The sequence below is a fragment of the Paenibacillus sp. GCM10028914 genome, from assembly GCF_042666275.1.
In the GTDB taxonomy this organism is placed as follows: domain Bacteria; phylum Bacillota; class Bacilli; order Paenibacillales; family Paenibacillaceae; genus Paenibacillus_AQ.
In genome coordinates this window covers 143,069-161,025 of record NZ_JBHTFO010000001.1, presented here as the reverse complement: position 1 = coordinate 161,025, position 17,957 = coordinate 143,069, and the positions used below count along the sequence as shown (strand labels likewise).

The following is a 17,957-nucleotide window of genomic DNA, read 5'->3' as shown; positions in this document are numbered from 1 at the left end:
TCTCTCCCTTTAAACTATGTAAGTACACATTTTCGTTGTTATATGTTATGTAAAGATAACGTTTATCCGATGGTAGAAACCACATTTCCATCTTGATCCTTGATGTATGTTTTAACGACTTGTATGATTAAATCTTTATAAGAAGACAAATGAATTGTTCCTTCTTGGGGCAGCAATTTGTGCATGAGCTCGTCAACAACCGCTTCAGTAAGTTTCAAATGGACCTTCTGCTCATTTTTTTCGATTTCATTCGTTGAAGCGGGCTCCAATGATACACTTATCTCTTTGCTCATTAAATTCAAATCTTTACCTTTAAGCAACCGGCCACGCAGCAGCTTTCCAACCGTACCAGCTTGTTTCGCCCCTAATGTAAGCACAGACGGCTTCTTACTTAACAAAGTATTCTTACCGGGTTCCCAGGCCAATTGATCCACAAATAAAAATCCGGTGCTTGAACCGTCACGATCTATTCCTATTTGAACACTTTCCTGAATAGCAGGGACTCGCAGTATAGAATTTCGGGATAAATCTGTAATGTAACCCGGAAGTTCCTCTTTACCAGCTTCAAGTAAACCTTGTGTATTCCATGTTTTCATTGCTTCCAGCTCATCTTCAGTGATCCCAATCATTTGAAGGAATTCAACGCGTCCATTAGGCGTTTCCAGCGTATCAAGTTCTGGATCGGGTATAAAGGCAAGAGCGGTTAGCTCAGTGTCGGCTCCCAAGCAGATTGGTCCATTAGCATCCAAATAATCGCCTGAAGAGAATATATTACCGCTGCTAAACACATATCGTCCCATATTTTGAAGCAGGTTCAATGCCCAGGCGGGAGGCTCCTCTTCGTCCTTACTACGGGCTACGCGAAAAGTAAGTTCAAACCCATACCCGCTATACTCAGGATTCTTCGATTCCTTCTCATAAAGCTCCGAGAAACCAAAAGTTACAATATGCCAGTGCGGAATAGGTGCCTCCGCTTTATAGGCACTAAGTCCATCTAATGGATCTTGTCCACCAAGCATATAAGGAATTGCGGTACCATAATGCTTCGGTTCCTGTACCCCGTATATCTTCGTTACTTCCTCTTCAATTGCATCCCATCCTGTCGTGTTTACTTCTTCGGTCATTTTCTTCCCTCCAACTCGTATATTCTAAATTAACTAGATTCAATTGGAACTCATACTGGCTACTTATTACCGCAAACCTTTTACGTAAAAGAAATTCTGACCGTCACTATGTAATTGCGAGAACATTTTAATGCCTTTATCAAAATTCTTATGGTAGTATACCTGAGGTTGTTCTCCAAATCCACAAACACAAAATTCAAATTTACCTTTTGATAGACCAAACCCTTTTTTTAGTCGAAGGGTTGCATAGCCATCGTCTAGTTCCAAAAAGATAATTTCATCAGCTTCAATCAAATTCTTTGCCTGGAGTTCAAAGTTAACAAATTCCAGTTCATTATCTTCTTTGAATTTTGCAAAGTCTGATTCGGTTATAATCTGAAAACCTTTCATTTGATGTCATCCTTCCTCATGCTGTTATGTTCCAAATTGTACTATATGGGCACAAAATGAGTAAGACCAGCTTACATATCACTCTGTCAATCTATTAATTATACTAAAGGTATCCAAAATAAAAAAATAATCACTGATTTTAAATCAGTGGCAACAGAAAAAAGAGACTTAACATGGAATGGTTATATCCATTCATTGTTAAGTCTCTTGCTTTTAAATCATTTCAATGATCGTACAGCGTTTATTGAATATATCCTTATTTGTTCTCTAACATTCGTAGCATCTACATATTTCTCATCTCATGGATTTTTTGCAAGGTATTAAGGTGCAATGATTTATCTTCGGGCGACTCAGCGAATTTATACCACTCCACAAGCCTATATCCGAACATAATAAGGATTAGTTCATAGATACAATGATCGGAGATTTGTGACACATCCGCATATTCAGAGAAACCCTTGTAATATGCCGGAATGCATTTTTCGTAGTATTCAACCATATGACAGACGTCCGGTTCATCCGTTATTAAACTCGCGATATCCTCACCCATATACCCCCATCCGGCGGTATCCCAATCGATAAATACGATTTCACTGTCCGAATAAAATATGTTTTCTACCCAAAAATCTCTGTGGCAAAGCACTATTGGCAGCTTTTCAATGCGCCTGAATATTTCGTCTGCATTGTTATCTATGTCTATGAGCATGTCACACAGGTGTTTCGGAATTTCGCAGTCTTCGGAGCGTATATAATCATACAAAACATTCCATGACCGATACCGTAAATAGTAGTTTTTCATATACTCAACCTTGCTTAAGTTGGGGAGATTCTGCAATACGCTTGGTCGTTCCGTGTATAACTTGCCTTGAAATCGCCCCAATTCCTTGGCTATACGTTCATACATTTCCGGCGTCAGATTTAAGCCCGACACACCATCAATATACTCCATCCATAGTTGAATCTCATCGTCATTTATTTCGGCGTGATAACACTGCGGCCATCGGAACGAATCGGAGAAAACTTTATTGAAATCCGATTCATAGAGATCGTATTCCCTTCGCCATGATTCCGGATCACCATAACGATCGAATTTCTTCTGTATTTTCCAAACCATCTTATACGGCAGATTCTCACCATCGGACGTTTCAGCCATACCTGTTACAAGTCGAACATTTCCTATTGTCCCACCTTGCAACTCTTTAAGTTGATAATCTGCAAAAATGATTGTTTTATCGAACATTTTACTCAAAACAAGCACTAGTATTTCAATCTTTACAAAGTTAGTATCATGATTATTCATATCTTCTTTCCTCCTTTTTTACCCTTATGTCGCATCGCAATCGACTTTTGCGTTGCCCGTTTATCGATGAGATACCCTGATTTATCATTCACAAACTTGTTTTCTCTCTTCTGTACAAGGTAGCGCTCCCAATTCTCTGGCGCCAATGATCCATCTTTAAGGGCGGCAAGTACTGCGCAGCCTGGCTCAGTCTGATGGCGGCAGTCATTGAAGCGACACTGAGTGAATAACTCCTCCACATCGTTAAATCCCGAACTGATCCCTTCGTCTACACCGAACAGGCCAAGTTCACGCATCCCCGGCGTATCTATAACCATCGCGCCGGAAGGGAGCATGAACAGCTGGCGATGCGTTGTAGTGTGTCGGCCCCGGCTATCGGTCTCACGGATAGCATTGACAGTCATCACTTCCTGATTCATCAAGGCGTTTACTAGCGAGGATTTACCCACACCGGACATACCGAGGAATACCACGGTTTTACCAGGTTGTAGATATTCACTCAACGCGTCTAAACCACTCCCTGCGTGACTGGAAACTGCGTGTACCGGCACATCAGGAGCGATATTCTGAACCTCAGCTAACTGTGCGCTAAAATTAGGGGCCAAGTCAGCTTTTGTTAAGATGACGACAGGCTGGCCGCCGCTCTGGCGCGTTTGTGTCAGGTAACGCATGATGCGACTGACCTTGAAATCCCAGTTTAGGGATGACACGATAAATACGTAATCAAAATTCGTTGCTACGACTTGCTCCAGTATGGTTTTGGCATACCCTACTGCGTGTCCCGAATAGTCAGCGCGGGAGAATTTCGAGCGGCGAGGCAGCAATTTAGCAATACGCGAAGCGCCATTTTCGTTGTATTGTAGAAATACATAATCACCAACGCACGGAAAATCTTCTCGTGTTCCCGCCGTGTGGTAGAACCCCCCCTTCAATACAGCCGTCACTTCTCCATGTTCTGTGATGACGGTATATTGATCTCGCTGAAGTTCTGTAACCCTTCCGGGTATTAAATCTATAGGAGACGCTTCGGCTTCGATATAGCCGTATTGTTTCAAATCAATCATTGAACGGATCAACCCCTAAAATTTAACTTGTTTTTGGGCATAAAAATACCGCGAACAGGCAGCCTCCTAAGAAGCTGCTATTCGCGGCGAAAAAGCCAAAAATCGGCTTATAACCAAAAAGGATACGACTTTCATCGTATCCAGGTTAAATGGACTAACCGTTGCCCAAGGCAACGACCAGTCCCGCTAACAGCAGTATTCACGAAAGGTTACTGTTTACGGCATAGCAAAAAAACAGGTGATATACCCGGTTGCTCATTCCAAGCTATAATCAGAGATTGGAATTTACTATGCCCGATATTCGGTTAAAGAAAAATCACCCATACCATATTAGCAGCCATTATAAACATCTCCTTTCGAGGAAAAAATTTGAAATTAAATCGTACTTCTATAGTGTGCCATAACCCTTTGTGAGAAATCAACAGGAAAATTGATTATTATCAAATACAATAGATTGACCTAGGAAAGCGTTAAAACTTCAAACTGTTCAGCAAGTTCCATAAAGTGTCCCATGCTGGATATTTCTCCAACGGTCAACTGCTCTCTTAAGTTATAATAATCAACACAGGTAGCGCAGGCGAGCACAGGGATATTTTTGTCCATAAGCTCTTTCAAATGTAATGAAGTCAGAGACTGCTCCGTTAAAGCAAACACACCCCGATTAACACAGAAAATAGCTGCTGGCAGCTGTTCTCGCTGCTTCAAAAGTGTAAAGAAAGTTTCTAAAAGCTGCGTTCCAAGCTCCCTATCCCCATTGCCCAAGCTGTCCGTTGTCAGAAATATCAACTTATTCTTCATTGAAATATTCTTTCCTTTCGTATTTATAATCGTATTTTGCTCCACGTAAGATACTTATCTGTTATTATAACGGATACAATTCAGCAAAAATAGAATTCAACGAATAACTGTCATCACACCATCGTAAGTAATATTTTTATTACAACAAAAAAAAGCCGCTTTTCAGCGGCATGTTAAATCTTCTCGTCTATTCTCGGATATCGATTGGCCATTGGGATCGATCCTGCTGACCGGATGCGTCAGGCGCCCATTGCTTGCCGTCTCTCTTCAACCTGATGAATAAGCTCTTCCATCACAGATTCTAGTGAACGATTATTAAGCCAAGTCTGTCCATACATTTGGAACAGCTTAATGACAGGGGCGTCTTCCCAGAAACCAACGAATTCCTCATTCAGATATACTTTATCTACGACATGTTCATTCATTTCATTAAAGCACTCTTCTAACACTTGCTTCGATGCTTCATCATTGATCCAATCACTCAGAAGGCTGAACTTATGAAGCTTAACTTCCTCTGTACCAAAATCACAATACAGGCGCTCTGTAATCCGGATATCACGAGATGAACTTCCGAGTGCAATATGGAAATAACCTGTCTCTGCTACCCAGCGATTAACTTTAGTATTGTAGTAAGCAAAGTCTCTCTCTTCTAATTCAAATTCGATTTCTTTCTTCTCACCAGGTTCAAGCTCAACCTTCGTGAATGCCTTTAATTCTTTCTCTGGACGGATCCATTTACATTCTTCGTCATGTACATACAGTTGAACAACTTCTTTACCTTTCATATTTCCTGTATTCTCAATCGTGAAGGAGACTTTGGCTCCATTCTCTACCTGAGCAACTTTCAAATCTTTATAATCAAATGTTGTATAGGATAAACCATGTCCAAACGGAAATTGTGGAGCAAGTTCTTTTTTATCATAGTAACGATAACCAGTAAACAGCCCTTCACGATAAATAAGCTTGCCGTTCTCTCCATGAATACTCATGTAAGCTGGATTATCTGAAAGTTTAACCGGGAAGGTCTCAGACAATTTACCAGACGGATTCGTAAGGCCGAACAAAATCTCAGCAAGCGCCTTACCCATACCTTGTCCAGACAGCCATGAATGAATAACACCAGGAACATCCTGAACCCAAGGGCTCATCGCTAAGGCGGAACCGCTGCTTGTTATCACAACGCATTTCGGTTGAACTGCTGCAACAGCTTGAATGAGACGAACCTGTTGAATAGGGAGATCAATTCCTTTCAGGTCACGCATCTCTGACTCGGCATATTCAGGCTGACCCACAAATAGAATGGCAACATCTGATTTAGCCGCGAGCTCTACACTCTCTTTAATCATTTCTTCATTAATCGTATCATTATCCGGATAGCCTTCTGTAAAGTCTATTGCTACAGCGTCTCCAGCTATCTTCTTCATCTCATCCAAAGGAATATCCACCTGTGTCGGTGTAACTTTCGCGCTTCCAGCCCCCTGGATTCTAGGCTTTTGGGCAAAGCGGCCAATTACAGCAATGGACTTGGTTGATTCTAACTGAACAGGCAGTACACCGTTCTCATTCTTTAGAAGCACGATGCTTTCCGCTGCAGCTTTTCTGGCGAGAGCATGATAATCTCGATTGGACTCCGGAGTTGGTTTCTCACCTGTTACACGCTCAACAAATTTCAGAATGCGGCCTACCGTAGTATTGAGCTGCTCTTCGGAAACCTCACCACTTTCAACAGCCTTGATAATAGCGTTCGTATTGTAGATCGCAGGCCCCGGCATTTCAATATCTAGTCCCGCTTTTAATCCACGGACACGGTCGTTAACAGCTGTCCAGTCTGACAGTACAACTCCATCATATCCCCATTCTTTTCGCAAGATATCATCCAATAAGTGTTCGTTCTCACTCGTATACGAGCCATTAAGCAGGTTATAAGAGCACATTATGGTCCAAGGATCTGATTTTTTAATAATGCGTTCAAAGGCACTTAAATAAATTTCGCGAAGTGTCCGTTCGTCAATTTCTGAGCTGGTCACCATTTTTTCGTGCTCCTGATTGTTACCAGCAAAGTGCTTCAGTGAAGCTCCAACCCCTTTACTCTGAAGACCGTTAATAAAGGAGGCTCCGAGTTCACCAGTCAGGCATGGGTCTTCAGAGTAATATTCGAAGTTTCTTCCGCCAAGCGGAGTCCGCTTCATATTAATCCCTGGTCCAAGCAGAAGTTTAACATCCATCTCATTGGATTCATCTCCCAGTGCTTCCCCGACCTCTCTCAGCAGATCCGTATTCCAGGAAGAACCGATCGCTGATCCGGTTGGGTAACAGGTTGCAGGTACATTCTCCGAAGTAATCCCCATCTCTTCATCGCTCATCGTTTTACGAATACCGTTCGTTCCATCATACATATGAACTGCAGGAATATTCAGTCTTTCAATTCCCTTGGTCATCCACATATTCAATCCAGCACACAGAGATGCTTTTTCACTCAATGTCATTTCTTTAATCAAGTTCGAAATAGAAGTATTCATTCAAATCACCCTTTCATTTCATTACGCTGTTTCTTCTGGATGCTGTTCTTTCTTCAGTTCCTGAGCATCATACAATTTAAAGAATGGGAACCATACGGCAAACACAATCAGAAGGACAATAGCAAGCAAAATCAATCCGTTAAATCCAGACATCAGGTAAGTTGATACTCCAAGCGGTGTATACCATAACTGAAAGATCTTACTTGGAATTTGTGCAAATCCCATATCTAGAGCCAAGTACACAATAATTGGTGTGATCAGACCATTGATCCACATTGGCACCATCAAGAGCGGATTAAAAGCAACCGGTGCGCCGTATACAACAGGTTCATTAATATTGAAGAGAGAAGGAACAATCGTTGCTTTACCGATCGTTTTCAGTTTTTTCGATTTAGCGAACAGGAACCAAACGACAAGTGGCAGTGTAGCCCCCATACCTCCGATACCAAGCCAGCCGGAGAAGAATGTCTCAAATGTATTAATGTTCACTGGATCAAGACCTTGTGCCACCAAAGCAGCATTTTGTTCAATCGCAGGAATCCAGATCGCATACCAAATCGGCATGAGAACCCATGGGCTGACTCCAAAGGAATAGAGCACAACCCCGATAAAGTTAAACAGCACAAATCCAAACAAACTTTGACCCATAGCATTGATCGGTTCGAAAATGCTTACAATAAGTGCAAAAATATCGAAGTTCAATTGATATACCAGCAACCAACCTGTACCCAGAATCACTGCGATTGGGATAAGGAAGTCAAACCAATCCATGATGAACTCTGGCATCGACGAGCCTTTTTTAAAGAACGAAATTTTTCCGGTAATCGTCATGATCACAGCAACGAAGACACCAACAAGCAAAGCTGTAATCATGCCCCCAGCGCCGAAGCGCTCCAGAATAAAGCTAATGCTTCCATCTTCATTGATGGTTGGGTTAAGCAGCATGATGAATAATGATAATCCGGTCATACCGGCGAGCAGTTTAATTTTGTGACGTTCCTTTTTTTCCATTACGGTGTAAGGTGTCAGGAACGCAATAAACAGACCAAGTAAGCCGAAGCTAAATGTTGTGATTGGTGTTAAATCCGGCATTCCTGGAATAAAGTCTTGCAAAATCGAGATCAAAGTGATAATTGATCCGATAAAAATCATGGGAATGGCAACCATGATGGCTTCCTGAATGGAAGCAATCCAGATATTGTTTGTAACCGCCTCCAACCTTGGTGCAAAAGATTCTGTCATCCATTTCATAAAACGTTTCATCTATGTTTCCCCTCCTGTATGTCTCTTGGGTATGTTTATAGTATAGTTTTTGTTGCGAGCGCTTTCTTGTTCTAACTTGTCCCCGTTAGGGTCGTTTTTTGTTCACTTTATCCCTCTTCATCTGCTTCAATCATTCTGTCCAGAATAAACAGCAAAAAACACCCCTCCTTAAGACAGAGAGGTGTTCTTGAATTATTATGAATACTGTTTTTCAAATGTAAGTAACAAAATTCCGTGCGGGGGAAGATTAATTTCTTGGTACCAGCTGCTGTTCAGTATCATCTCTGTCCGGATCGCAGGCCCGCTTCTTCCTTGTATAAAGGCATGCTCCTCCTTTGACATCATCGCTGGCGCTCCTAAATGAACCCATTCATCAAACACAGATCCATGTTCCCGGTCCAACTGGTATTTAGTATACTTATAGGTTCCTGTAAGTTGTGAAATATTGATTCGAAATACTCTGTTCCCCTTCTCCTCAAATACTTCATAGCGATGAAGTTCAGACATTTCTGACCAATCTCCACTTGAGAACAGATGGTCCATATGGACATAGTGGTACAGAAGAAGCTGAAGACTCCCGTCGCTCTTTTGTGTACAGATATATCCTTCTCCTTTTGCAAGGATGCGATCACCTAGTTTCTGAAGGAATTCCAGAGCGTAGTAGCTCGGCTTCTTCAGTCCGTCCTTATTCATTAGACCAAATCCTCCATGAAATGGAGAAGGAGGCGGTACACTTTCCTCAAATACATCCGTAAAACACCAAAACGTCATGGATTTCATATCTCCGATTGTGTTCAGTGCATGGTGAATGACAAAGGGAGCCATAAACATGGTATCATGCAGCAAATGACGGTCATAAAGTGAAAAGTTCCATTCTGTCATATGCAGCTCCAAGTCAGGGTAACCGGCATGCTCCATTTTCTGCTGCATTCGGCTAATGCTATCCTTATAAAAAGAAGGCGGCATCATTCGAGACAAGCTTTGACCTTCAGATTTACGATAGGGATATTCCGAATACACATGAAATGAGAAGAAATCGAGCGGAACATTGCCTCTTTTACAGTAGTCCATAAACTCCTCAGCCCATGTATCGTTCCATAGGGAACCATAACCCAAAGCAGGACCACCGACTCTAAGCTCAGGCAGCACGGACTTGATCTCACGAGCAGTTGATTCATAAAAGTAAAAGTACTCCTCTTTGGTCCCTGCCCAGCATACGCCTGACAAGTCTGGTTCATTCCATACTTCGAAATACCACTGTGTGACCTCCTCCACCCCGTACCGGTTCAAACAGTGACGAACAAACTCACGTACAAGCGACTTCCACTTCGACATATCGGATGGCGGAGATATATGGCCCTTCCACCAAAATACGGTTTCATTAGATCGGGCGAGCTGTGAAGGCATAAAACCAAGCTCTACAAAAGGCTTTATTCCGATATCCAGAAGAAAATCATATAGTTTATCAACGTACGACCAGTTATAAGTTGGAGTGCCGTCATCTTCCTCGCTATACACCATCATTTCGTCATTGAAAATGCCATGGAACCGAATATATTGAAATGGAATTCGGCGAGCAAGTTCAGTAAGCTGCTTACGCCAATCATCACGGAGTCCTTCCACAGCTCTGCCTGCTGCCGTACTTACATTCCAGTGCTTCGTATATTCTTGGAATGGCATATCAGTCCGAATCCTGATATCTTCGTATTCCGTCACCATGGATGTTAGAGGATTGACCACCTCTTCTCCTGCTTTCGGTGTAAGATTCAGGTACTTATATAGCGCACCCATTGCGTGGATTGCATCCAATTCATAATAGTCTCCACTTGTTGACTCTTCATAAGTAAGTGGTTTTCGATTGGCCTTGTTCGGTTCCGCTGCCATAGAGGCTTCCCGATACGCACCTGGAGTACATCCGTATTTCTCTTTAAAGTATTTGTTGAATAACTTTACATTAGCAAAACCGCAATCCATAGCAATGTCGGTAATGCTTTTTTCACTTCCGGAAAGCTCTGATTGAGCTTTCTCCAAACGAATCAGTGTCAAATACTTTTGAAAAGGAATACCGATTTTCTTCGTAAAAAAGTGTGAGAAATAATGCAGGCTTAAATGCTCCTGCTCCGCCATCGTCTGCAGTGTTATTTTCTCATTGTAATGCTGATCTATATATGTAAGAACTCGGTTCAATCTTTTATAATCGTAGTTCTTATTCCCATCCTCTGCTTCCGGATTTATTCCCTGAGAGAAATAGCGAAGGAAATGACCACAAAGTGTTTGCAGTCTACCCATGATATAGCTTCGATACCCGGGTGCTTTTTTGTTCATTTCCCATACCATCTTCGCAAGCTCTTGCTTAATGGTATCATACTGAAATTCGCTCGGTTCTGCTTCTGATGCAGAATTACAGGAAATAAATACATTATCATTCAGCCACTCGGGACTAAACTGTAGCGTTAATAAAATATTATCATGGCTGCTCTTCTCAATCTGGTGAACCGACATGCTGTTTACGACAACCAGATCATCTTGATTCAGAGTGAACTGTTTCTGATCCAGATGCATAATAACCGAACCCTCAAGTACATAAAGGATTTCCACCTCTTTATGCCAGTGAAAAGGAATATATTTAACGCTGTTAACAAACAGCTTGAATGGCATATCTGCCTCGTGCTCAATAAACTCGTAAAGGTAACGCATCGTATGTCCTCATTTCTAACGTGAAAATAGTCGCTTATTTTATAGCATACATATTTACGAAGAGTCCATACATGCGCTACCAACTAAATTTTCTTTGGCTTCAATGACATTGCAATCCTTTGGTTAGACTACATTTTTTGCTTATCCAATAAACTCAGCTCTTCTTCAATCCGACTTATGTCAATGCGCTCGAACAAAAGTTCTAACTTTTGAACTTGTAAGTCAGCTGGTACAAAAATCAACTCCCAACTCGGCTGTTCAAGCTTAAGAAATGTTCTTATTTTCTCACAAGAGAAGGGAACGAAAGGTTGGAGCAAATTTGCAAGATTCGCAATAATTTGAACACATGTATGAAGTGTAAGTCCACACGCCTCTCGATTTTCCTTGATTTGCACCCATGGTTTTTGTTCATCAAAATATTTATTTGCTTGACGAACATAAGTGAAAATCAACTCAATCGCCTCTTTTAGACGGCCTTCTTCAATTAATGTTCCAGCATCTCGATACAAATCTTCAGTTGCCCTTATCCATTCCTGACTAAGTTCTCCTGAAGGAATACGTCCTTCAAAGGATTTATCGATAAACGCCAATGTACGGTTGACGAAATTCCCGAACGCACCAAGCAGCTCCCCATTGTGACTGTGAATGAATTCCCTCCATGAAAAATCAGTGTCACGTTTCTCAGGTCCATTTGCAATTAAGAAATAGCGAATAGAATCTGGTTGGTACCTTTTCAGAATATCCGGCACCCAGACTGCCCAGTTACGGCTTGTCGAGAACTTTTTCCCTTCTAATGTCATGTACTCACATGAGATAATCCGATCTGGTAAATGTAATCCCCCTACTCCCAGGAGCACAGCTGGCCAAATAAGTGTGTGAAAAGGTATATTGTCCTTTCCATGTACATAGTAAGCCGTTAGATTCTTCTCTTCGTTCAACCAAAAGGACTCCCAACGACCATCAGTCTGAGCTGCCCATTGTTTACTTGCAGACAGGTACCCGCTAACGGCTTCAATCCAGACATAAATTTTCTTGTCATCAAAACCTTCAACCGGGACTTCAACACCCCATGTTAGATCTCTAGTCACCGCACGATCTTGAAGCCCTTCATCTAAGTACCTATGAGTCAAATGGACAGCATTTCCTTTCCATCCCTGTGCTTTTTCAACGTATTCGGTCAATTCAGCTTGGAATTGAGACAGTGCAAGGTAAAAATGCTCTGTTGGTCGCTCGGTAGGAGGATTACCGCAAATTTTACATGTCTTTTCTGACAAATCTGCTGGATCGAGCAATGTTGAACAAAAGTCACATTGATCACCTCGGGCACGATTACCACAAACGGGGCAATTCCCTTCAACGTATCGATCCGGTAAGAATCTTTGATCTGTTTCACAATACGTCTGTAGAATGGTTTTTTTATATAGATGACCATTCTCCAAAAGCTTCAGAAACAAGTCTTGTACTACACGATGGTGAAATTCTTGATCGGTGCGAGTGTATAGATCATAAGTAAAACCCAAACGATTAAAGCATTCCACAAATTCCCGATGGTATCGATCTGCAATATCACCTGGTGAGACTCCCTCTTGAATAGCTTGAACAGCCACAGGAGTTCCATGACAATCGCTACCTGACACATATAATACGTCTTCTCCCTTTGCACGGAAATAACGTGCCACTACATCCCCTGGTAATAAACTTGCCAATCGTCCCAGATGTAAAGAACCATTCGCATATGGCCATGCTCCACCAATAAATACTTTCGCCATGAGATTCCCTCCCTCAATTTTGACACACAAAAAAACCCTCATCCCAAAGGGACGAGAGTTTAATCTCACGTGGTACCACCCAATTTTATTAAATGCCTCACGACATTCACCTTTTCAGGTACGACGCTATTCGCGTTTATACCCTAGCACATTAACGGGTGCGGGTTCCGGCGCAGCCTACAACCACATGAGGTTTCGATGCGCAGCTCTGAGACCATATTCCCAAGGATTTTTCTTTACTCCTTTTCAGCTACCGGAGCTCTCTGTAAAAAGACGTCACCAAGGTACTCTTTCTCTTCTTAGCTTTTCAGGTATTCAAGTTATTGGAAATAATATACTGAACATCATTTCCAAAGTCAAGTTACAAGTTTGGATTATCTCTTCTTTAATGATCATTCAGTTTACTTTTCCAAAAAGGCATCTAAGGAATCAAGCTTATTGCCTTGATAGTCAAATAACGTTAAATTTGACCAATTATTCTCGTGTCCAACCGACCACTCCGGCTTGGAAGGAATCCAGCACGGCTCCCAATAATAGATGCCTTGACCATGGCCATTCGGCACTTGCCTAATTCGTCGGATTAGTTCCTCAAGCCATTTCCTCTGCCCTTCTACGGTTGGAGGAAAACCGGGATGCACCCATTCCTCCGTGTTGAAAATTAGCTGCTGCTCGTCTGGCGGAGTCATTGTCCACGGATAAGCTACCTCTACGACTACAATTGGTTTACGGTAACGGCAGGCCAAGTCATTCATATTATCCGTGAATTCTTCTAAGGTGCCATGCCACCATGAATAATAGGAAAGCCCGATAATATCATAATCAATATCAAACTCTGAAATCTTGTCATAAAAGAATCGGCTGCCTGTATTATCTCCGCCACGATCGATATGGATCATCACCGGTATTGGTTGCCCATTCTTCGTCACAGCTCGCACACCCCGAACGCCGGCAGCGATTAGAGCTGTCAGCTTCTCCCACTGCTCCGGCGTATTATGCTCGCCATCGACACGTCCCTCTTCCCACAGCATACCGTTCGTAATTTCGTTCCCCACCTGTACCATATCCGGCAATGCATCCTCGGCTTCCAGCTTTCTCAGCATTGATGCTGTAAACTCCTCTACCTGTTCAACCAATTGCGGAAAGCTTAACCCTTCCCAATCCTTTGGCATAAATTGCTTGGACGGATCTGCCCAATAATCAGAGTAATGGAAGTCCAGTAAAAAATGTAGTCCTTTCTCTTTAATTCTTTTAGCCATTTTAAGGGTCTTTTGAGGGTTGCAATAATCAAAATCCGGATTGTTCCACAAACGCAGACGAGCTGAATTTACACCGCTATCTTTCAAAATATCCAGTACATCGCGCTCTTGTCCGTTCTCATAAAACGTGCCGCCTTCGCTTTCGATTTCGTCAACAAATGAAATGTCTGCGCCTTTAATAAATGATGTTCTCATATGCAACTGCTCCTTCTTTGTTAACTATCAGCTTTTGGTACCACTCAGTTTCAAAAAAAACAGGGGGTCAGCAGTCATTTCCTGATTGCTCCCCCCTTAATTCTGTTTAATATCTTATTTGTTGGCTAAGAAAGCATCGATTTGAGCCTGCAGCTCAGCTTGGATTTTATCAATACCAGCTGATTCAAGCTGCTTGTTCAGATCAACAAGACCTTTGTCGATATCTTTAATAACACCGTACTCAAGTGGAATTGCATAGCGTAGCATTACATTGCCTACATTGGCAATTTCCGTTTTTACTTTACTATTGTCAAATACAAACGTTTCAAGTGGATAGTGATAAACATCCGCTTCCCATCCATTAGCTAAATCGTTGGCTTCTTGCGGGAATGCTTCATTATCACGGTTTAGCGGCGAGTTGAAGTTCCAGTTCGAGAAGCCGGTATAGTTCGGATTTTTATCAAGTGCTTTATATTTATCGTCGCCAACCGCTTCATAGTGAACGCCATCAATACCATACATCATCAGATCATGCAGTTCTTTATCATTTTGCATCAAATCGATCAACATCAGAGAACGCTCTACATTTTTGGAAGTCGCATGGATGGACGTACCATTTTGTGTAGAAATCGCGATCTGTTTTTTCTTACCTGGGGTGACGTCGGCTAGTGCTACTTCATATGGAGAATTTTCTTGGCGCATTAAGGCCATAAGTGATCCAAGCGTTCCGTTGTTATGCGTGATCGATGCTGTTTTACCAGCTTTAAAATCGGCTTGATGATCATTTTTGCTATTCAGCACGTTTTTCGACCATGCATTATTGTCAGCAAGATCCTTGTAATATACGAGTAAATCTTTAAACTCTTTGGTTTCGTATACGTTAAACACTTGCCCTTTTTCGTCATCTAATCTGAAGGCAAAAGGAAGATCAAGATCGAACATATTCCATTCATTTTGCTGCTTCAGAAGTACACGGTCTAGATTATGATATTTCCAGTCACCTGTTTCAGGAGTGAAAGCCATAATACCTTTTTCGTTTTGTGCAACCGTCTTCAAATAAGTGGCATATGATTCTGGACTATTGATTTCAGGAAGGTTGTATTTCTTGCGCAAATCTTCACGATACAGTATAAGCTTTTCAATGGATTCCCCTCTGTTTTGCGGAACCATAAATAGCTTGCCGTTAACCTTGGCTTGATCCCAGCTCACTTCCGGCATAGCCGTCATTGTCTGTGGCATATATTTGTTAAGCAGCTCATCGGTTAGCTCGAGGAATCCACCCTTCAAAGCCATATCATTATAGCCTGCCCAGTTAGCCGAATAGATGAGATCGAAATCTTCGTCTGCTGCTAGCTTCAATGGATATTTTTGAGCCCAGTCAGACCAGTCCAGGAATTCACCTTCGATGGTGGCATTAATTTTTTCCTTTAAGATTTTATTGATTTCAGCGAAAACGCTATCATAATCTACAGGCTTTGGTCCTACAAAAATCATTTTTAGATTTACTTCTTTAGTAGTATCGGAATTATCTGAAGATCCGGAATTGTTTGCAGCATTCGTGTTGTTAGTAGAATCACTTCCTGCCTCCGGCGTATTAGCATTATTGCTGCCACCGCCACAAGCGCTCAAAATCATTACAATAGTTAAAACGAGTGCAAGCATAATGGATCTATTTTTTCTCTGCATTTCAAACCTTCCCCCTTGTATTTAATATATTGATAAACCGGATTGTCCCGGGTTCATCCTTTCACAGCGCCAATCGTCAAACCTTGAACGAAGTATCTCTGAACAAATGGATAGGCTAATAGAATTGGTCCGGTGGCCACAACTGTCATTGCCATCTTTAGGCTCTCGGAAGGGATTGAAGTGGTTACGACAGCACCTGCTCCCATCATGGCTTTTCGCATACCATCCATATTTCCAAGCATTTTGTACAAATAGTATTGAAGCGGCATCAGTTTTTCATCAGATATAAATAACAACGCATTATACCAGTCATTCCAATAGGCTAGGGCAAGAAACAAACCGATTGTAGCTAACGCCGGTTTGGACAGCGGTAGGATTAGACGAAGATAGATCTTAAAATCACCTGCTCCGTCAATTTTGGCCGATTCTACAATTGCATCCGGAATGCTGCTCATAAACGACTTCATAACAATAATGTAGAAAACATTGAGCATCAACGGAATGACTAAAGCGGTCAATGTATCTTTCATGTCGAGGTAGTTGACCATAAGCAGATACCACGGAACAAGTCCCCCGCTAAACAAAGTGGTAAAGAAGAAAAAGAACGAAAAATGATTCCGCCATTTAAAATCTTTTCTGGAAAGTGCATAAGCGGTCATTGAAGTCAGAAACAATCCTAGTATTGTTCCAATCACTGTAACGCTAATTGTCACCAAGTAAGCCTGAACCATCTGTTCGGGATACTTAAATAAAATACTGTAGGCTTCTGTAGAGAACGCAGTCGGGAAGAATTGATAACCCTCAGTTATGATTTTATTTTCTTCTGTAAGGGATGACGATATGACGAGCACAAATGGGAACAAACACAATATCGCGAGAGAGACAAGGGATACATAACCAATACCCGAAAATAATTTACGGTCGAACTGCTTCATATCGTTACCTCCATTATAAAAAACGATCTCCTATTCGTTAGAATAGTGCGCGGTCCTTATCATATCTGCGAACAGCATAGTTAACAGTCATGATGGTTGCGAATCCAAGAACAGATTGGAAAACACCTGCAGCAGCCGACATGCCAATATCATTCGAAGTAATCAGCGACCTAAATACAAAAGTGTCAATCACATCTGTTGAAGAGAATAACAACCCATTATTGCCGACCATATTATAGAACATCCCGAAATCCCCACGGAAAATATTCCCGACAGCAAGCAGAACTAGAATAATAATCGTTGGATAAAGATTAGGTATCGTCACTTTCATGATCCGCTGAAAAATGTTGGCTCCATCAATCTCAGCCGCTTCATACATCTCGGTATCGATCCCCGATATTGCGGCCAAATACATAACCGTTCCATAACCGAGGCTTTTCCATGCGGAGACGAGAATCAAGATATAAGGCCAGTAGGCTGGTGTGTTGTAAATATCAATAGGATCAAGCCCAATCCCTGTAAGCAGCGCATTCACCGTACCAATATCATAGTTAAGCAGGTTATAGGCAATCGCACCAACAACAACCCACGATATAAAATAAGGAAGAAATAATGCAGATTGCGTGATTTTACGGAACCATTTGCCTCCAACCTCAAACAGCATAATCGCAGTGAAAATTTGCAAAGCGTTATTTACTACGATAAACGCTATATTATACAGGGCAGTATTTCGTGTTACCCTCCAGGCATCCCCTGATTCAAAGAAAAAACGGAAGTTACTCAGACCATTCCAGGCACTACCGAAAATACCGCCAGCGTAATCATAACGCTTGAAAGCAACAACGATCCCTGCCATCGGGATATACGCAAATAGAAGGAAAAATGCAACCGCCGGGGCTAGCATCAGTAAGAGAACCCTATATTTTTTCAAATCGCTCCAAAATGTATGCCCTTTCATTTT

The 17,957-nt window shown here is 41.8% G+C and carries 13 protein-coding genes and 1 other annotated feature; all 13 genes read right to left on the bottom strand.

The window, feature by feature from the left end:
- Window positions 1-62: 62 nt before the first annotated feature.
- The 13 genes from ACFQV5_RS00735 to ACFQV5_RS00675 all read right to left on the bottom strand — a co-directional run bounded on the left by ACFQV5_RS00735 (window position 63) and on the right by ACFQV5_RS00675 (window position 17,954).
- Window positions 63-1,124, bottom strand: coding sequence for a suppressor of fused domain protein (locus tag ACFQV5_RS00735; protein WP_379242591.1), 1,062 nt, complete (start codon window positions 1,122-1,124; stop codon window positions 63-65).
- A gap of 66 nt (window positions 1,125-1,190) precedes the next feature.
- Window positions 1,191-1,514 carry a hypothetical protein gene (locus tag ACFQV5_RS00730; RefSeq protein ID WP_379242589.1) on the bottom strand — a complete coding sequence of 108 codons (324 nt, stop codon included), beginning with the start codon at window positions 1,512-1,514 and terminating at the stop codon, window positions 1,191-1,193.
- Between the two features lie 283 nt (window positions 1,515-1,797).
- Window positions 1,798-2,814 (bottom strand): aminoglycoside phosphotransferase family protein, encoded by a 1,017-nt coding sequence (locus ACFQV5_RS00725; protein ID WP_379242587.1) that lies wholly within the window; start codon window positions 2,812-2,814, stop codon window positions 1,798-1,800.
- On the bottom strand, window positions 2,811-3,878 hold the full coding sequence (rsgA, locus tag ACFQV5_RS00720) for a ribosome small subunit-dependent GTPase A (RefSeq protein WP_379242585.1): 1,068 nt from the start codon (window positions 3,876-3,878) through the stop codon (window positions 2,811-2,813). The genes ACFQV5_RS00725 and rsgA overlap by 4 nt, the downstream gene beginning before the upstream one ends.
- Window positions 3,879-4,337: 459 nt before the next feature.
- Entirely contained in the window at window positions 4,338-4,676 is a 339-nt protein-coding gene (locus ACFQV5_RS00715; protein ID WP_379242583.1) for a DsrE family protein, read from the bottom strand.
- 239 nt (window positions 4,677-4,915) lie between these two features.
- On the bottom strand, window positions 4,916-7,195 hold the full coding sequence (locus tag ACFQV5_RS00710; protein ID WP_379242581.1) for a beta-glucosidase family protein: 2,280 nt from the start codon (window positions 7,193-7,195) through the stop codon (window positions 4,916-4,918).
- A gap of 21 nt (window positions 7,196-7,216) precedes the next feature.
- Window positions 7,217-8,458 (bottom strand): PTS sugar transporter subunit IIC, encoded by a 1,242-nt coding sequence (locus ACFQV5_RS00705; RefSeq protein ID WP_379242579.1) that lies wholly within the window; start codon window positions 8,456-8,458, stop codon window positions 7,217-7,219.
- Between the two features lie 195 nt (window positions 8,459-8,653).
- Window positions 8,654-11,155, bottom strand: a complete 2,502-nt coding sequence (locus tag ACFQV5_RS00700; RefSeq protein WP_379242577.1) for a GH39 family glycosyl hydrolase — start codon at window positions 11,153-11,155, stop codon at window positions 8,654-8,656.
- A 128-nt stretch (window positions 11,156-11,283) separates the two neighbouring features.
- Complete coding sequence (gene metG, locus ACFQV5_RS00695; RefSeq protein ID WP_379242575.1) at window positions 11,284-12,924, bottom strand: methionine--tRNA ligase; 1,641 nt, start codon at window positions 12,922-12,924, stop codon at window positions 11,284-11,286.
- A 44-nt stretch (window positions 12,925-12,968) separates the two neighbouring features.
- Window positions 12,969-13,234 (bottom strand) — a binding site (T-box leader).
- A gap of 91 nt (window positions 13,235-13,325) precedes the next feature.
- Complete coding sequence (locus ACFQV5_RS00690) at window positions 13,326-14,375, bottom strand: glycoside hydrolase family 53 protein (RefSeq protein WP_379242573.1); 1,050 nt, start codon at window positions 14,373-14,375, stop codon at window positions 13,326-13,328.
- Between the two features lie 114 nt (window positions 14,376-14,489).
- Window positions 14,490-16,061, bottom strand: coding sequence for an ABC transporter substrate-binding protein (locus ACFQV5_RS00685; RefSeq protein WP_379242571.1), 1,572 nt, complete (start codon window positions 16,059-16,061; stop codon window positions 14,490-14,492).
- Between the two features lie 53 nt (window positions 16,062-16,114).
- Window positions 16,115-16,996: a carbohydrate ABC transporter permease gene (locus ACFQV5_RS00680; protein WP_379242569.1), complete on the bottom strand. Its 882-nt coding sequence runs from the start codon at window positions 16,994-16,996 to the stop codon at window positions 16,115-16,117.
- 37 nt (window positions 16,997-17,033) lie between these two features.
- Window positions 17,034-17,954, bottom strand: coding sequence for an ABC transporter permease (locus ACFQV5_RS00675; protein ID WP_379242567.1), 921 nt, complete (start codon window positions 17,952-17,954; stop codon window positions 17,034-17,036).
- Window positions 17,955-17,957: the final 3 nt, after the last annotated feature.

Bases quoted from the DNA above. Each gene is read 5' to 3' on its own strand.
- ACFQV5_RS00725 (WP_379242587.1), bottom strand. From the start codon at position 2,814: ATGAATAATCATGATACTAACTTTGTAAAGATTGAAATACTAGTGCTT.
- ACFQV5_RS00675 (WP_379242567.1), bottom strand. From the start codon at position 17,954: ATGAAAGGGCATACATTTTGGAGCGATTTGAAAAAATATAGGGTTCTC.
- ACFQV5_RS00700 (WP_379242577.1), bottom strand. From the start codon at position 11,155: ATGCGTTACCTTTACGAGTTTATTGAGCACGAGGCAGATATGCCATTC.
- ACFQV5_RS00690 (WP_379242573.1), bottom strand. From the start codon at position 14,375: ATGAGAACATCATTTATTAAAGGCGCAGACATTTCATTTGTTGACGAA.
- ACFQV5_RS00730 (WP_379242589.1), bottom strand. From the start codon at position 1,514: ATGAAAGGTTTTCAGATTATAACCGAATCAGACTTTGCAAAATTCAAA.
- ACFQV5_RS00715 (WP_379242583.1), bottom strand. From the start codon at position 4,676: ATGAAGAATAAGTTGATATTTCTGACAACGGACAGCTTGGGCAATGGG.
- ACFQV5_RS00705 (WP_379242579.1), bottom strand. From the start codon at position 8,458: ATGAAACGTTTTATGAAATGGATGACAGAATCTTTTGCACCAAGGTTG.
- ACFQV5_RS00685 (WP_379242571.1), bottom strand. From the start codon at position 16,061: ATGCAGAGAAAAAATAGATCCATTATGCTTGCACTCGTTTTAACTATT.
- ACFQV5_RS00735 (WP_379242591.1), bottom strand. From the start codon at position 1,124: ATGACCGAAGAAGTAAACACGACAGGATGGGATGCAATTGAAGAGGAA.
- metG (WP_379242575.1), bottom strand. From the start codon at position 12,924: ATGGCGAAAGTATTTATTGGTGGAGCATGGCCATATGCGAATGGTTCT.
- ACFQV5_RS00710 (WP_379242581.1), bottom strand. From the start codon at position 7,195: ATGAATACTTCTATTTCGAACTTGATTAAAGAAATGACATTGAGTGAA.
- ACFQV5_RS00680 (WP_379242569.1), bottom strand. From the start codon at position 16,996: ATGAAGCAGTTCGACCGTAAATTATTTTCGGGTATTGGTTATGTATCC.
- rsgA (WP_379242585.1), bottom strand. From the start codon at position 3,878: ATGATTGATTTGAAACAATACGGCTATATCGAAGCCGAAGCGTCTCCT.